The organism is Aquibium pacificum (assembly GCF_040839445.1).
GTDB lineage: Bacteria > Pseudomonadota > Alphaproteobacteria > Rhizobiales > Rhizobiaceae > Aquibium > Aquibium pacificus.
Map to the genome: position 1 here is coordinate 195,038 of NZ_JBDPGJ010000008.1, position 15,488 is coordinate 210,525.

The 15,488-nt window shown below is 65.6% G+C and carries 17 protein-coding genes; 4 read left to right on the plus strand and 13 right to left on the minus strand.

The features are described 5' to 3' along the window. Nucleotides 1-50: 50 nt before the first annotated feature. Both ABGN05_RS27140 and ABGN05_RS27145 read right to left on the minus strand, forming a co-directional pair. Complete coding sequence (locus ABGN05_RS27140; protein ID WP_367957157.1) at nucleotides 51-659, minus strand: flavin reductase family protein; 609 nt, start codon at nucleotides 657-659, stop codon at nucleotides 51-53. A gap of 1 nt (nucleotide 660) precedes the next feature. Next, entirely contained in the window at nucleotides 661-1,245 is a 585-nt protein-coding gene (locus ABGN05_RS27145) for a nitroreductase family protein (RefSeq protein ID WP_367957158.1), read from the minus strand. Nucleotides 1,246-1,362: 117 nt separating this feature from the next. Between ABGN05_RS27145 and ABGN05_RS27150 the strand changes: the two genes are divergently transcribed. Beyond that, nucleotides 1,363-2,355, plus strand: a complete 993-nt coding sequence (locus tag ABGN05_RS27150; RefSeq protein ID WP_367957159.1) for an RgsD C-terminal domain-containing protein — start codon at nucleotides 1,363-1,365, stop codon at nucleotides 2,353-2,355. Between the two features lie 12 nt (nucleotides 2,356-2,367). On the opposite strand, the gene ABGN05_RS27155 is transcribed toward ABGN05_RS27150, so the two are convergent. The 7 genes from ABGN05_RS27155 to ABGN05_RS27185 form a co-directional block, all read right to left on the minus strand. Next, nucleotides 2,368-3,324 (minus strand): lysophospholipid acyltransferase family protein, encoded by a 957-nt coding sequence (locus ABGN05_RS27155; RefSeq protein WP_367957199.1) that lies wholly within the window; start codon nucleotides 3,322-3,324, stop codon nucleotides 2,368-2,370. 87 nt (nucleotides 3,325-3,411) lie between these two features. Continuing rightward, complete coding sequence (gene thrS / locus ABGN05_RS27160; protein ID WP_367957160.1) at nucleotides 3,412-5,409, minus strand: threonine--tRNA ligase; 1,998 nt, start codon at nucleotides 5,407-5,409, stop codon at nucleotides 3,412-3,414. Between the two features lie 192 nt (nucleotides 5,410-5,601). Next, nucleotides 5,602-5,787: a YegP family protein gene (locus ABGN05_RS27165; protein WP_367957161.1), complete on the minus strand. Its 186-nt coding sequence runs from the start codon at nucleotides 5,785-5,787 to the stop codon at nucleotides 5,602-5,604. 98 nt (nucleotides 5,788-5,885) lie between these two features. Continuing rightward, a complete protein-coding gene (gene yidD / locus ABGN05_RS27170) occupies nucleotides 5,886-6,215 on the minus strand; it encodes a membrane protein insertion efficiency factor YidD (RefSeq protein ID WP_367957162.1) in 330 nt (109 codons plus the stop codon). Beyond that, entirely contained in the window at nucleotides 6,212-6,577 is a 366-nt protein-coding gene (locus ABGN05_RS27175; protein ID WP_367957163.1) for a HepT-like ribonuclease domain-containing protein, read from the minus strand. The genes yidD and ABGN05_RS27175 overlap by 4 nt, the downstream gene beginning before the upstream one ends. Then, nucleotides 6,577-6,867: a nucleotidyltransferase family protein gene (locus tag ABGN05_RS27180; RefSeq protein ID WP_367957164.1), complete on the minus strand. Its 291-nt coding sequence runs from the start codon at nucleotides 6,865-6,867 to the stop codon at nucleotides 6,577-6,579. Before ABGN05_RS27180 ends, ABGN05_RS27175 begins: the two co-directional genes overlap by 1 nt. Nucleotides 6,868-6,879: 12 nt before the next feature. Further along, the gene (locus ABGN05_RS27185) at nucleotides 6,880-7,326 is read right to left on the minus strand and encodes an iron-sulfur cluster assembly scaffold protein (protein ID WP_367957165.1); all 447 of its coding nucleotides are present in this window, start codon (nucleotides 7,324-7,326) and stop codon (nucleotides 6,880-6,882) included. Between the two features lie 240 nt (nucleotides 7,327-7,566). Here ABGN05_RS27185 and folE point away from each other — a divergent pair, with 240 nt between their 5' ends. The 3 genes from folE (at nucleotide 7,567) to ABGN05_RS27200 (ending at nucleotide 9,752) form a co-directional block, all read left to right on the plus strand. Next, nucleotides 7,567-8,205, plus strand: a complete 639-nt coding sequence (gene folE, locus ABGN05_RS27190) for a GTP cyclohydrolase I FolE (RefSeq protein ID WP_367957166.1) — start codon at nucleotides 7,567-7,569, stop codon at nucleotides 8,203-8,205. A gap of 31 nt (nucleotides 8,206-8,236) precedes the next feature. After that, nucleotides 8,237-8,695, plus strand: coding sequence for a phosphoribosyl-AMP cyclohydrolase (gene hisI, locus ABGN05_RS27195; protein ID WP_367957167.1), 459 nt, complete (start codon nucleotides 8,237-8,239; stop codon nucleotides 8,693-8,695). Nucleotides 8,696-8,780: 85 nt separating this feature from the next. Then, nucleotides 8,781-9,752 (plus strand): patatin family protein, encoded by a 972-nt coding sequence (locus tag ABGN05_RS27200; RefSeq protein ID WP_367957168.1) that lies wholly within the window; start codon nucleotides 8,781-8,783, stop codon nucleotides 9,750-9,752. Nucleotides 9,753-9,762: 10 nt separating this feature from the next. On the opposite strand, the gene recJ is transcribed toward ABGN05_RS27200, so the two are convergent. From recJ to ABGN05_RS27220, 4 genes are all read right to left on the minus strand, one after another. After that, entirely contained in the window at nucleotides 9,763-11,547 is a 1,785-nt protein-coding gene (gene recJ / locus ABGN05_RS27205; protein ID WP_367957169.1) for a single-stranded-DNA-specific exonuclease RecJ, read from the minus strand. Between the two features lie 75 nt (nucleotides 11,548-11,622). Next, the gene (gene glpX / locus ABGN05_RS27210) at nucleotides 11,623-12,600 is read right to left on the minus strand and encodes a class II fructose-bisphosphatase (RefSeq protein WP_367957170.1); all 978 of its coding nucleotides are present in this window, start codon (nucleotides 12,598-12,600) and stop codon (nucleotides 11,623-11,625) included. 255 nt (nucleotides 12,601-12,855) lie between these two features. After that, nucleotides 12,856-14,169, minus strand: a complete 1,314-nt coding sequence (locus ABGN05_RS27215; protein WP_367957171.1) for a homoserine dehydrogenase — start codon at nucleotides 14,167-14,169, stop codon at nucleotides 12,856-12,858. A 42-nt stretch (nucleotides 14,170-14,211) separates the two neighbouring features. Then, complete coding sequence (locus tag ABGN05_RS27220) at nucleotides 14,212-15,429, minus strand: LL-diaminopimelate aminotransferase (RefSeq protein ID WP_367957172.1); 1,218 nt, start codon at nucleotides 15,427-15,429, stop codon at nucleotides 14,212-14,214. Nucleotides 15,430-15,488 lie beyond the last annotated feature (59 nt).

Genomic DNA, 15,488 nt, shown 5'->3' on the forward strand with positions numbered 1-15,488 from the left:
CAGTTTCGTGCAACGAACATGGGACCCAACCGCCAAAAAACGTCGACCCCTCAGTCGCGGCCCCATCGCGGCCGGCGCATCTGGAAGGTTTCGCCGACCGCGGCGTAGTCGTGGTAGCCGAGACGGGTGAGATTGCCGGCCTTGGCGTAGTCGAACAGGCCGTCGGTCAGGACGGCATCGTCGATGTGGACGCCGATCACCTGGCCTACGACGACCAGTCCGCCGGCCGGCTCGCCCGACAGGAGTTTCGGCAGGAAGATGTCGGTGACCTTGCATTCCAGCGCCGCGTGGGCCTCGGCGACGCGCGGAGCCGAGACGAGGCGCGAAGGCGCCGGCGTCAGCCCCGCGATGCCGAATTCGCTGGTGCCGCGCGGCGCGTCGACGGACGTGGCGTTGATCTTCTCGGCGAGGTCGCGGGAGGCGAGGTTGGCGACGAATTCACCCGTCTCACGCGCAATGGAAAAGCTGTCCTTCTCGCTCTCCGACGAAAACCAGACGAGCATCGGCCGGCTGGAGAGCGGGCCGAAGAACGAATAGGGCGCGAGGTTCAGCTCTCCCGACGCGCTGCGGCTGGAGATCCAGCCGATCGGCCGCGGCGACACGATCGCCTTCAGCGGGTCGTGCGGCAGCCCGTGGCCCCTGGCCGCTTCGTAGAACATCTCAGCCCTGCCACGGGCCGGAATAGTCGCTGACGAGCGCGGCCGGATCGGGCCGCGGGCGCTCCATGATCTCGCCGGAATGCGTGCCGATATGAACGAAGCCGACCACCTTCTCATGCGGCGCGAGCCCGAGGATCGCGCGGCCCTCCTCGAGGCCGGAGTACCAGTTGGTGATGAGGTTCGCGCCGTAGCCGAGCGCATTGGCGGCGACGATCAGGTTCATGGCGGCCATGCCGCCCGACAGGAACATCTCCCATTCCGGTATTTTCGGGTTCTCCTTCGGCGAGGAGACGACGCCGATCACCAGCGGCGCGCGGGAAAAGCGCGTACGCTCCTGGTCGCGGCGGGCGTCCGACAGCGGTCCTTCCCGCCTCTCGGCCAGTTCCGCCAGCTTCTCCCCGATCGCGTGGCGCGCGTCGCCGCGATAGAGGATGAAGCGCCAGGGCGCCAGCCGCCCGTGATCGGGCACCCGGCTGGCGATCCGGATCATGGTCGCGATGTCGTCCTCGCCCGGCCCCGGCTCCGAAAGCTCGTGGATGGGCGCGGACTTGCGGGCGAGCATGAAATCGATGATGGATGCGTTCAAAATGTCTGATCCTGAAAATCGGGAGAACACGGGAAGCCACGGCGCGAGCCGCCGTTCCGGCAGCCTTGAAATTGCCATTGCATTGGGCTTGATGGCAAGTCGATGTCAGAGGGGCCGATGTCAGAGAGAAAATACAGTCTGTTCATCCGTCGCGCCATATTCGCCCTGCTCGTTTTCGCGCCGTTTCACGCAGCGGCGCAAGACAAGGTCGATACCGATCTCAAGCTCACCCTGCCCGGCATCAGCGGCTACGCGCCGGCCACCGGCGACCGGGGCGACCGGCCGCTTGCGCTCGGCAACCTGAAACAGGTCACGCTCTCCGCGCAGCTGACGGCGGAATCGCCGGAACTGACCCAGGGCGTGATCTGGCGCGTCTTCCGCCCCGAACCGGGCGACGACGGCAAGCTGCCCCTGGTCGCCGACGAGCAGGGCGGAACCCGCGTCATCGCGCTGGAGCCGGGGAGCTATCTCGTCCACGCGGCCTTCGGTCGGGCCGGCGCCACCAAGCGCATCACCGTCGGCAACGACGAGCAGCGCGAGAACTTCATCCTCGAGGCAGGCGGTCTGAAGCTCGATGCGGTGCTGGCCAACGGCATGCCGATCCCGCCGTCGAAGCTGAAATTCTCCATCTACGAAGCCGCGGAAGGCTCCGACGGGGATCGCGCCCTGATCGTGCCGAACGTCAGTCCCAACAGCATCGTGCGGCTGAACGCCGGCGTCTATCACGTCGTTTCGACCTATGGCGTCGTCAACGCGGTGATCCGCTCCGACATCCGGGTCGAGGCGGGGAAGCTGACGGAGGCGACCGTCGAGCACAAGGCGGCACAGCTGACGCTGAAACTGGTTCGGGCTTCGGGCGGCGAGGCCATCGCCGACACGTCCTGGTCCGTGCTGACCGAATCGGGCGATGTGGTGCGCGAGAGCGTCGGCCCGTTCGCCTCGATGGTGCTGGCGGAGGGCAACTACGCCGTCGTCGCCAAGAACCGCGACCGGATCTACCAGAAGGATTTCGAGGTGAAGGCTGGCCAGAACCGGGACGTGGAGGTCATCACGTCCGAGGACGCGGCCGACATCCGCTCCGACGGCAGCGAACGCGCCGCCGTCGAGTAGACGCCACCCGCGTCAGCAGTTCGCAGGCCTCTGGCTCCCCGGCCGCAGCGGAATGCGCCGGAGACCGCGCCGGGTCTCGACCACGGCGGGCGCCATCGAGAATACGGCGTGCTTCAGGAAATCGAGGAGCGCCTTTCGGTCGCGGATCGGCTCCATCTCGCTCCAGGTGATCACCTGGCCGATGCGCACGTCGATCGGCTCTCCGGAGAGCCGTGCGAACTCCCTGATGAGAAGCGAGGTGCGCAACGTCAGCGAGATGTTGCCGATCATCCGGGGAAGCGGCCGCTTGTCGGCGGTCAGGTCCATGTGGCGGCTGACGAGATGGAAAAGCCGGCCGCACTGGCCGGAGAAATAGAGCGGTATCACCGAGGCTCTGGCGTCCTGGACCAGCCGGGCCGCGAACATCTTCCAGGGCAGGTCGCGCGCCTTGCCGAACCCCTTGGGCGCGGTGGCGACGCCGCCGGCGGGGAAGATCACGATCGTGACGCCCTCGCGCAGGAGCCGCAGGGCCTCGTGGCGAACCTGGAGATTGTTCTTCAGCGCTTCCTTCGATTCGGAGAAATCGACGGGCAGCGAATAGGGCTCGATCTCGGGCACCTTGAGCAGTTCGGAATTGATCATCACGCGGAACGGGCGGCCGAGTTGCTCGGCGAGCGACAGGACGGCGATGCCGTCGCCGATGCCGAAGGGATGGTTGGCGACGATCACCAGCGGCACGCCGGGCGCGATCGCCGGCGGCCAGGATTCTGAATGCCGCACGCGCACGCCGATCAGGTCCAGCATCCGGCCGAAGATGCGGTGGCCGCTGGGCACGATCTCGGTCTTCCAGATCCCGTAGAGCGCGGCGTACTTGTCGCGGCCCGAAACGCCCTCGATCGAGCGGATCACCCAGCGCTTGATCGGCGCCTGGGCGGCGTTCGCGTAGGACAGCTCGGGAAACGGAATCGGTCTGGTGCGCAAGCGGGGCAGCATGAGCGCGCTTGTGCCCGCGTTCGATGACATCCGTATGAAGCGGGCGGGGGATGACCGGCATCTCCCCGCCCGGAAAGTCGTGCGTCAGGCGGCCTTCGCCTGCCGGCGCCGAATGTCCGGCGGGACCGCCTCGGATGCGAGTTGCGCGATCGCCTCACCGAGCGCCATCGACTGCTGGTCGCGCGAGCCGAGGCGGCGGATGTTGACGGTGCCTTCCTCCGCCTCACGCCGGCCGCAGACGAGCATGACCGGCACCTTGGCGAGCGAGTGCTCGCGGACCTTGTAGTTGATCTTCTCGTTGCGCAGGTCGGCGCGGGCGTTGAGCCCCGCCGCCTTCAGCTTCTCCACGACCGCGAGCGCGTAGTCGTCGGCGTCCGACGTGATGGTGGCGACCGCGACCTGTACCGGCGCGAACCACAGCGGCAGATGGCCGGCATAGTTCTCGAGCAGGATACCCAGAAAACGCTCCATCGAGCCGCAGATCGCCCGGTGGATCATCACCGGCTGCTTCTTCTCGGAATCCCTGTCGATGTAGAAGGCGCCGAAGCGCTCCGGCAGGTTGAAGTCCACCTGGGTGGTTCCGCACTGCCATTCGCGGCCGATCGCATCCTTGAGCACGTATTCGAACTTCGGACCGTAGAAGGCGCCCTCGCCCGGGTTGATCGAGGTCTTGATGCGCCCGCCCGACTGTTCTTCGATCGTCTTCAGGACCTCGCCCATGATGGCCTCGGCGTGATCCCACGCTTCGTCCGAGCCGACGCGCTTCTCCGGCCGGGTCGAAAGCTTGACGCTCACCTGCTCGAAGCCAAAATCAGCATAGGTCGACAGGATCAGGTCGTTGATGCGCAGGCACTCGGCCGCAAGCTGGTCCTCCGTGCAAAAGACGTGCGCGTCGTCCTGCGTGAATCCACGCACGCGCATCAGGCCGTGCAGCGCGCCAGACGGCTCGTAGCGATGCACGTTGCCGAATTCCGCATAACGGATCGGCAGTTCGCGGTAGCTCTTCAATCCATGCTTGAAAATCTGCACGTGGCCCGGGCAATTCATCGGCTTGATTGCGAAGACGCGGTGGTCGGCCTCCTCGTCGTCCGGGTTGGTGAAGGCGTGCGCGGATTTCACCGCGAACATGTTCTCCTGGTACCAGCCCCAGTGACCGGAGGTCTCCCACAGCGACTTGTCGAGGATCTGCGGCGCGTTGACTTCCTCGTAGGTGCCTTCGAGGCGGCGGCGCATGTAGGAAACGAGGGTCTGGAACATGCGCCAGCCCTTCGAGTGCCAGAACACGACGCCCGGTCCCTCCTCCTGGAAGTGGAACAGGTCCATCTCCCGCCCGAGACGGCGATGGTCGCGCTTCTCGGCCTCCTCCAGCATGTGGAGATAGGCGTCGAGCTGCTCCTGAGCGGCCCAGGCGGTGCCGTAGATGCGCGTCAGCATTGCGTTGTTGGCATCGCCGCGCCAATAGGCGCCGGCCACCTTCATCAGTTTGAAGGCGTTGCCGATCTGGCCGGTCGAAGCCATGTGCGGGCCGCGGCAGAGATCGAACCAGTCGCCCTGGAAGTAAATCTTGAGGTCCTGGTCCTCGGGGATCGCGTCGATGAGTTCGACTTTGTAGCTCTCGCCCTTGTCGCGGAACACCTTGCGCGCACGCTCGCGATCCCAGACTTCCTTCGTGAAGGACCGGTTCCGCTGGATGATCTCGCGCATCTTCTTCTCGATGACCGGAAAATCGTCCGGGGTGAACGGCTCGTTGCGGGAGAAATCGTAGTAGAATCCGTTCTCGATCACCGGGCCGATCGTCACTTGCGTGCCGGGCCACAGTTCCTGCACCGCTTCCGCCAGCACGTGCGCGGTGTCGTGGCGGATCAGTTCAAGCGCGCGGGGATCGTCGCGCGTGATGATCTCGACAGTGCCGCTTCGCCCCACCGGCTCGGAGAGGTCGCGCACCTGGCCGTCGAGGGCATAGGCGACGGATTTCTTCGCCAGCGACTTCGAGATGGATTCGGCCAGCGCGGCACCGGTCAACGCCCCGTCGTATTCGCGGACGGAGCCATCGGGAAAAGAGAGGGAGATGGCGGAAGCCATGATGAAAATCCTTTCTGTCCAGTCCCGCCTACGGACGCGGGTGGTTCTTGCAATGGCGGCCGGTCGCATGCGCCTGTGCCGCAGCCGGCACGCTACATAAGTCGCGCGCCGGCGCGCGTAAAGACCTGCAGCGCATGACCGCCGCATCGATGCCCCTGCCGGGGCAGGCATGGGGATCGGAGGATTCGGCGCCTATGCGGCGCTGGTGTTGTCCTCGACGGGCGCGTCTGGCCCATTCTTCTTGATCGAGTCGATCGCGTTCTGGGCACTCGCCTTCGAGCTGTATCCCTCGGTCGAGAACATCACCTCACTGTTGTATTTGAAGCGAACGCGAAACTCGCCCTTCTTGTCCTTCCAGATTTCGAACTTGTGGGCCATGCCGGCACCCCCTCCTGTGCTGTTTAACATTGGTTAGACTGCCAGCACTCGCCGGGTTGGACAAGCGGAAGATGTGGAGCTGACGGTCGCGGAGACGGTTATCCGTGGGAATGCCGGGCGGAGAGCCGCCAGAAGCGCCAGGGCGTCCACCAGCGCAGGTCGGGTGCCAGCCGGTCAGGCACGTTGTCGATACCATGGGTGCCGCCCGGCCCGCAGCGCATGACGCGAAACAGTCCCATCCAGCCGCCCGACCAGAGCCCGTGTCGCGCGATTGCCTCGTAGGCGTATTCCGAGCAGGTCGGCATGTGCCGACACGTGTTTCCGATGAAGCCGGACAGGGTGAGCTGGTAGAGCCGCACCAGCCCGGTGCCGAGAAGGCGACCGGGCGTGCGGGGCCAGGGGCCGGTGTAGTTGCGGGATCGGCTCACGGGGCCTTGCCTTCCGCCAAAAGGCTGCGCGCAGCCTCCGCCAATTCTGGTACCGATTTCAGGGCCGTGTCCCAGACCTGTTCCACATCCAGATCGAAATAGCCGTGGACGTATCGATTCCTGGCAAGGTAGGCATCCGTCAGACGCAGAGATGGAAAGCGCCGATCCATTTCGCCGTCGATCTCCAGGATCTTGCCGCAAGCTTCGCCTATGCAGGCAATGCACCAACTCACAGCGTCGATCGATTTCGGATCGGTTGTGAACGTCTGTCGCTCGATACCGGACGCGTGGCCATCCAATCTCTCGGAGAAAGAAACGATCTGCTCCAGCCAAAACGCGACCGGTCGGCTTTGCCGCGGCATCAAAGAGGCCGCAGGTCCGGAGCAGCGCGAGCAGCTATGTCAGGCTTGAGGCTGCGCGCCGTGCCGATGTCCAGGGTACAGCCAAGAAGTTCCTCGAGTTCGAGCGCCATTCTTGCCATGTCGAAATAGGAGAATGAGCCGTGGACGTCGAAAACCATGTCGATGTCGCTTCCCTCGACGTCCTCTCCGCGCGCCACCGACCCGAAGATGCGCGGGTTCGTGACCGGGTATCTGGCGATGATCGCCAGGACCTCGTCGCGGTGTTTTGCCAGCGCTTCCGAGGGTCGCATCGCTCCCGCTCCTCAGGCCGCTGCCTCGGCGGACTTGCGCTCGATCTGGCCGATCGCGTCCACCACGGCGTCGAAGGTCAGCATGGTCGAGGCGTGCCGCGCCTTGTAGTCGCGCACCGGCTCCAGGTATTTCAGGTCCTCGAAGCGCCCTTCCGGCGGCGCGCCGTTCTCCTTCAGCATCCTGCGCATCGTCTCGCGCACGCCGCGAAGCTCGTCCGCGCTGGCGCCGACCACGTGGCTGGCCATGATCGAGGACGACGCCTGTCCCAGCGCGCAGGCCTTCACGTCGTGGGCGAAGTCGGTCACCACGCCGTCCTGCATCTTCAGGTCCACCACGACCGTGGAGCCGCAGAGCTTCGAGTGGGCGGTCGCGGTCGCGTCCGGATTCTCCAGACGGCCGATGCGGGGGATGTTTCCCGCAAAGCCGAGTATTTTCGCATTGTAGACGTCGTCGATCATGGTTTTGCGCGGGTCGCGGGTATCGGAAACAATCCGTTCCCCCTGACCACCTTTCAATTGGACCTCGAGCGAATATATAATGATCGTGATCCCAACGCGACAAGACGCATGCGCGTCTGGCATGAAGCGGGATCGTCGACGCCGTTTTCGGGCAAGCATCGGAAATCCGTTTCCCCTGAAAAGGCTGTGGTCCGTTCAACTCGTTCCTCCGTAAGAGGGGAACTACGGGAGACGCTTTTCATGGACGCCATCGTGAAGAAGTTCGAAGACATCGCCGGAGCCGCCAGCCTGCCCGACGTCGAGCGGCCGTCGCGGGCGGAGGTGGAGGCCGCCGTTCGCACCCTCCTATTGTGGATCGGCGAGAATCCGGAGCGCGAGGGCCTGCTCGCAACGCCCGACCGTGTCGCCAAGGCTTATACCGAGATGTTCTCCGGCTACGGCCGCGACCCGGCCGACGAGCTAGGCCGCACCTTCGAGGAGGTCGCGGGCTTCGACGACCTCGTCATCGAGAAAGACATCACCTTCCATTCGCATTGCGAGCACCACATGGTGCCGATCATCGGCAAGGCTCATATCGGCTACCTGCCGGACGGCAAAGTCGTCGGCCTGTCGAAGCTGGCCCGCGTCGTCGACATCTTTGCGCAGCGCCTGCAGACACAGGAAGCGATGACCGCGCAAATTGCCGGCGCGATCCAGGACGTCCTCAATCCGCGCGGGGTGGCGGTGATCATCGAGGCCGAGCACATGTGCATGGCCATGCGCGGCATCCGCAAGCAGGGCGCCACCACGCTCACGACGACCTTCACCGGTGCGTTCCGCGACAATCCGGAGGAACAGGTGCGGTTCATGTCACTGCTTCGCACGGGCGGACGGGGCTGAGCGGCCGCACCGGCTGCGACCCGAAACCGGCATGGCTGACATCGTCTTTTCTCCCCCCTCGTCCGAGAAGGCCGTGCTCGAAGAGGGCACGGCCTTCTCGCCACGCTTCGACGCGGCCGGCCTGATCACCGCCGTCGTGACGGATGCGGGCGACGGCATGCTCCTGATGGTCGCGCACATGAATGCCGAAGCGCTGGCGCTAACGCTTCGCACGGGTATCGCGCACTACTGGTCCCGCTCGCGCAATTCGCTCTGGAAAAAGGGCGAGACATCGGGAAACCTCCAGCACGTCGTCACACTCCGGACGGACTGCGATCAGGACGCGATCTGGCTCAGCGTCGATGTCGCAGGAGACCACGCAACCTGCCACACGGGACGGCGGTCCTGCTTCTACAGGAAAGTGGTGGAAGACGATGGCGCGACGAGGCTGGAGAATGACGGCGGCGAGCCGGTTTTCGATCCCGCGACCGTGTATGGAAAGTCGAAATAGGTGCACGAACGTGCAATCCGTCACATATTCATGAAATAGATAGGTGTCTCTGGCATCATCGGGCTTGGGACCTAGGGAGACAGAGATGCTCGAGTGGGCATCACTTCGCGCGAAGCAGGAGTTGCGGGAGGGGCACGGCAGCGTGCCAGTCGACGCGCCTCCGCTGCCGGAGCCTGCGAAGAAGACCGGGATCGCGCTCGCGCTCGGTGGGGGTGCCGCCCGCGGCTGGGCCCATATCGGCGTGCTGCGCGCGCTGGACGAGGCAGGCATCCAGATCGACATGATTGCCGGAACCTCGATCGGCGCGCTCGTCGGCGGCTGCTATCTCGCCGGGAAGCTGGACGAACTGGAGGAATTCGCGCGTGGCCTGACCAAGCGCCGCGTCTTCGGTCTGCTTGATTTTCATTTCGGTGGCAACGGCCTGTTCGGCGGCATGCGGCTGACGGCCCGCATGAAGGAGCACATGAACGGGCTGACCTTCGAGGATCTGCCGAAGCCGTTCGTCTGCGTCGCCGCCGAAATCCGCACCGGGCACGAGATCTGGCTGTCGAGCGGCAACCTCATCACCGCCATGCGCGCTTCCTATGCCCTTCCGGGGGTCTTCGAGCCCGTCACGGCCAACAAGCGCGTGCTGGTCGACGGCGCGCTCGTCAATCCGGTCCCCGTCTCGGTCTGCCGCGCCTACGAGCAGCCGCTCGTCGTGGCGGTAAACCTCCACTACGACTTGTTCGGCCGCGCTGCCGTCATCAAGCACAGTGCAGGCGATCTGATGGTCGAGAAGGATGCGCCCCGCCCGGATGCCCGCACCTCGCAGGGTCGCGAACACGAGACGCGCATCGGTATCACCGGCGTCATGGTCGAAGCCTTCAACATCATCCAAGACCGCATCTCGCGCGCGCGCCTTGCCGGCGATCCGCCGGACATGTCGTTGCAGCCGAAGCTCGGCCATATCGGCCTGACCGAATTCCACCGCGCCGAAGAGGCGATCCGGCTCGGCTACGAGGCGACGATCGCCAATCTGAACGAGTTGAAGCGGTTGCAGACCGTTCTCGCCTGAGCCGGCCTCGTCACCCCGCCAATGCCGCGTCGATCAGCCTGAACTGCACCGATTTGGCGCCGTTCCAGTAGTTCGCCGAGATGGACCCGGCGACGTGCACCGTGCGCCCCTGGCTCTTCAGCAGGAAGTTGCCGAGGTCCGTCTCCGCACAGCGGAAGGCCATGGCCTGGATGCGGCCGCCGCCTCCCGACTTCAGATCGACGCGCAGGTGACCGGTGCCGACGGGCTGCACCCGGGCGATTTCGTGCCGCGGCAACACGAAGACCGGCTGTGCGTGTCCAGCGCCGAACGGTCCGGCCTTCTCGATGATCTCCAGGAGTTGGAGATTGGCGCCCTCGGCGAGCAGCGCCGCATCCACCTTGAGCGTCTCCTCCTCGCGCAGGCGGAAGACATCTTCCGACGCGATCTCCTCGAAGAAGGCACGCAGCGCCCCGAGCTTCTCGCGCTCCACCGTGATCCCCGCCGCCATGGCATGGCCGCCGCCCTTCACGAGCAGCCCGCGCGACACCGCCTCCCGCACGAGGCGCCCGAGATCGAAGCCGGGAATGGAACGGCCCGACCCGGTCCCCGTGCCGTTCGCGTTGAAGGCGATGGCGAAGGCCGGGCGTCGGGCGTGATCCTTGAGCCGAGAAGCGAGCAGCCCGACGATGCCGGGATGCCACTTCTGCGAGGCGGTGACGACAATCGCCGGACCCTTGCCGGCAATGAGTTCCGCGTCTGCCTCGGCGCGTGCCTCCTCCAGCATCGCGCGCTCCAGCGCCTGGCGTTCTTGGTTGAGCCTGTCCAGCGTCTCGGCGATCTCGCGCGCTTCCACCGGATCGTCGGTCGCGAGCAGGCGCGCGCCCAATGCGGCGTCGCCGATACGCCCGCCCGCATTGATGCGCGGCCCGATCAGGAAACCGAGGTGGAAGGTGTTGACCGGTTCGCCGATGCGGGCGACCCGCTGAAGGGCGGCGAGTCCCGGGTTCTGCATGTGCCGTGCCGCGATCAGTCCTTTCACGACGAAGGCGCGGTTGACGCCGGCGAGCGGGACGACGTCGCAGACGGTCGCCAGCGCGACGAGGTCGAGCATGGACAGCAGGTCTGGAGGACGAGTCGCCGCAAGGCGTTGGCGCAGGATCTTCACGGTCTGCACCAGCGTCAGGAACACCACGCCCGCCGCGCAGAGATGGCCCTGGCCGGAAAGATCGTCCTCGCGGTTGGGGTTGACGACAGCCACGGCTTCCGGAAGCGCGCCGCCCACCTGGTGATGGTCGAGCACCACGACGTCCGCGCCGGCCGCGTTCGCGGCGGCGATGGAGGGGCCGCTGTTGGTGCCGCAGTCGACGGTCACGATCAGTGTCGCGCCACGGCCGGCGAGGTCGCGCATCGCGTCGGGATTCGGCCCGTAGCCTTCGAAGATGCGATCGGGAATATAGATCTCTGCCTCGATACCGTAGTGGCCGAGGAAGCACTTCATCAGCGCCGACGAGGCCGCGCCGTCGACATCGTAGTCGCCGAAGATCGCCACCGGTTCGCGCCGCTCGACCGCCCGCGCCAGGCGCTCGGCCGCCTTGTCCATGTCGGTCAGGGAAGCCGGGTCGGGCAGGAGGTCTCGGATCGTCGGATCGAGGAAGCCGAGGCAGGCGTCGGAATCGATGCCTCGTCCGGCGAGCACGCGCGCGACGATGTCAGGCAAGCCATGATTCTGCGTGATCGCCAGCGCGACGTTCTCGTCGCGCTCGGAAAGCCGGTGGACCCAGGAGAGCCCGGATGCGGATCGTCTTACGTCGAGGAAGGGGCGCAGATCAGCCATCGCCCGTCCCGATTCGTGCGTTCATGCCCCGGAGAATAGGTATTCCGCACGACCGATTGCAAAGCCGACCGGTTTTCAGAACTTGTCCATGTCCTGATGCTTGGCCTTGATCTCGCGAACGGTAAGCGACGACGAACGCATCACGATCGTGTGCGTCTGGATGAAGTCGCGTGCGAATTTCACGCCGGACAGGAGATTTCCGTCGGTCACGCCCGTGGCGGCGAAGAGCACGTCGCCGCGCGCCATCTCATCCATCTGGTAGACCTTGTTGGGATCGGAGATTCCCATCTTTGCGGCGCGGGCGACCTTTTCGTCCGTATTCAATTGCAGGCGCCCCTGCATCTGGCCGCCGATGCAGCGCAGCGCCGCCGCAGCCAGCACGCCCTCCGGAGCACCGCCGATGCCGATGTAGATGTCGATGCCGGTCTCGTCCGGGTCGGTCGTATGGATGACGCCGGCCACGTCGCCGTCGCCGATCAGGCGGATCGCGGCACCCGTGGCGCGCACTTCCTCGATCAGGCGGGCGTGGCGCGGCCGGTCAAGGATGCAGGCGGTGATCTCGTTGACCTTCACGCCCTTGGCCCTGGCGACGTTCTCGAGGTTCTCGATGGCCGGCGCGTCGATGTCGATGACGCCGGCGGGATAGCCCGGGCCGATGGCAATCTTGTCCATGTAGACGTCGGGCGCATAGAGCAGGCTGCCCTTCTCGGCGATCGCGATCACCGCCAGGGAGTTGGGCAGGTTCTTGGCGCAGATCGTAGTGCCTTCGAGCGGGTCGAGCGCGATGTCGACCTCGGGTCCCTCCCCGATGCCGACCTCCTCGCCGATGTAGAGCATCGGCGCCTCGTCGCGCTCTCCCTCGCCGATGACGACGGTGCCCTTGATCGGCAGACGGTTCAGTTCGGAGCGCATGGCGTCGACCGCCACCTGGTCCGCCGCCTTCTCGTCGCCTCTCCCGCGAAGCCTCGCGGCGGCCACGGCGGCGCGTTCGGTGACGCGGACGAGTTCGAGGGTCAGGATGCGGTCGAGACCGGCCGAAGCGCTTTTCAACATGGAGGTTCCTGCAAGGACAATGATTGTGCGGCGTCTCCTTTTGTCAAAGCCGCCCGGACCCGGCAAGTGGCTGACAGGCGGATATCTCCAATGCTTCCAAGATCAATCGATTGAATGCGCGGGCGGGCAGAAGGCTGTGCCGGTTCAACGCGCGACCGTCCGCCTCGGCTACAGCCCCGCCTGCCGCCGGCGCGGAACTGCCGGTCAGCCGGTCGAAGCTACGCGAGGCTCGCGAGCGGTCCCGGGGCCGAGGGGTCAGGCCGCCCGCTCGATGCGGATCACTTGCGGCTTGTCGAGCAGGTGCTTGTCCTTTTCCATGCCCTCGACCGCCTTGCGGACGGCCGCTTCCGTCGTCTCGTGCGTCACCAGGATGACGGTCTTGCGGTCCGCGGAATCCTCGCCGGTCGCGTGCTGCACGATCGATTCCAGCGAGATGTCGTTTTCGGCCATGCGCTTGGCGATGGCGGCGAACACGCCCGTCCTGTCGTGGACGGTCAGGCGGATGAAGTAGCCGCCTGCGTGGGCGCGCATGCGCGCCTTCCGATAGGGCGCGAGTTCCTTCGCTGGACGGCCGAAGACTGGACCGTGCTGGAAGCCCGGCCGGCTTTTGGCGATGTCGGCGATGTCGCCGATGACCGCCGACGCCGTCGCGTTGCCGCCCGCGCCCGGCCCGGACAGCAGGAGTTCGCCCAGGATATCGGTCTCGATCGCCACCGCGTTGGTCACGCCATGGACCTGGGCGATCACCGAGGCGGTCGGTACCATGGTGGGATGGACGCGCTGCTCGATGCCGCTGTCGGTCTTCTGCGCGACACCCAGCAGTTTGATCCGGTAGCCGAGTTCCCCGGCGGCGCGGATGTCGGCCTGCGTGATGTTTGAAATACCTTCCATGTAGATCGCCGACGGCGCGATCCTGGTGCCGAACGCGAGGCTGGTCAGGATCGACAGCTTGTGGGCCGTATCGTGACCTTCGATGTCGAAGGTCGGGTCGGCTTCCGCGTAGCCCAGCCGCTGTGCGTCGGCCAGGCAATCGGCGAAGGAAATGCCTTCCTGCTCCATGCGGGTCAGGATGTAGTTGCAGGTGCCGTTGAGGATGCCGAACACGCGGGTGATCGCGTTGCCGGCCAGCGCCTCGCGCATCGTCTTGATGACGGGGATGCCGCCGGCCACCGCTGCCTCGTAGTTTAGGAGCACGCCCTTCTTCTCGGCTATCTCGGCGAGTGAGAGCCCCTGGGCGGCGAGCAGCGCCTTGTTGGCGGTCACGACGTGACGGCCGGCTTCCAGCGCGGCCTTCACGCTCGCCTTCGCAGCCCCTTCCTCGCCACCGATCAGTTCGACGAGGACGTCGATGTCGCCCTTGCGGGCAAGCTCCACCGGGTCGTCGAACCACGCGATGCCTTCCAGCGATACGCCCCGATCCTTGTTGCGATCGCGGGCCGATACGGCCGTCACCGAAATCGTGCGGCCGCACTGGCGCGTGAGTTCGGCGGATTTTTCCGCCAGTATCCGCACGACCGAGGCGCCGACCGTCCCGAGGCCGGCGATCCCCACACGCAATGCTTCGCCCATGGTTCCGGACCCCTCCTGAACGCTGATGGAAATTTCGACGGCTCAGCGATGCGCGCTGAGCGGAATGACGTTGTCGAGCGTCTGGCTCGCGGTGGACAGGAAGCGCTTGATGTTGCGCGCCGCCTGGCGGATTCGGTGCTCGTTCTCAACCAGCGCGAGGCGTACGAAATCGTCGCCATGCTCGCCGAAGCCGATGCCCGGCGCCACCGCAACGTCCGCCTTCTCGACCAGGAGTTTTGAGAACTCCAGCGAGCCGATGGCCTTGAAAGGGTGCGGGATGGGCGCCCAGGCGAACATTGTCGCAGCCGGGGCCGGGATCTCCCAGCCGGCACGCCCGAAGGTGTCGACCATCACGTCTCGGCGCTTGCGGTAGACCTCGCGCACGTCCTCGATCTCGGTCCCGTCACTGTTCAGCGCCGACGTCGCCGCCACCTGGATCGGCGTGAAGGCGCCGTAGTCGAGGTAGGATTTCACCCGCGTCAGAGCGGCAATCAGACGCTCGTTGCCGACAGCGAAGCCCATCCGCCAGCCGGGCATGGAAAACGTCTTCGACATGGAGGTGAACTCCACCGCCACGTCTATGGCGCCTGGCACCTGCAGCACCGAGGGCGGCGGATTGCCGTCGAAGAATATCTCGGCATAGGCGAGATCGGACAGGATGATGATGTCGTTCCGCCGCGCATAGGCAACGACGTCCTTGTAGAAGTCGAGGGTTGCGACATGCGCGGTCGGATTGGACGGATAGTTCAGGATGAGTGCGATCGGCTTGGGAATCGAATGCCGCACGGCCCGCTCTATCGCCGGAATGAAACTGTCGTCCGGCTGAGCCTGGATCGAGCGGATCACGCCGCCCGACATGATGAAGCCGAAGGCGTGGATCGGATAGGTCGGGTTGGGACAGAGCACGACGTCGCCGGGCGCGGTGATCGCCTGCGCCATGTTGGCAAAGCCTTCCTTGGAGCCCAGCGTCGCCACAACCTGACGCTCGGGATCGAGCTTCACGCCGAATCGCCGCGCATAGTAGTTCGCCTGCGCGCGCCGGAGTCCCGGGATGCCGCGCGAGGACGAATAGCGGTGGGTGCGCGGGTCGCGCACGACGTCGCAGAGCTTGTCCACGATCGACTTCGGCGTCGGAAGATCGGGATTGCCCATGCCGAGATCGATGATGTCGGCCCCCTGCGATCGGGCAGTGGCCTTCAGACGGTTGACCTGCTCGAAGACGTAGGGCGGCAGCCTGCGGGTCTTGTGGAATTCTTCCATGGCGGTTCCGGCGGGGTCAGGGGGCGGAAATTCGCGGCGATATACACTCATTCGCAGAG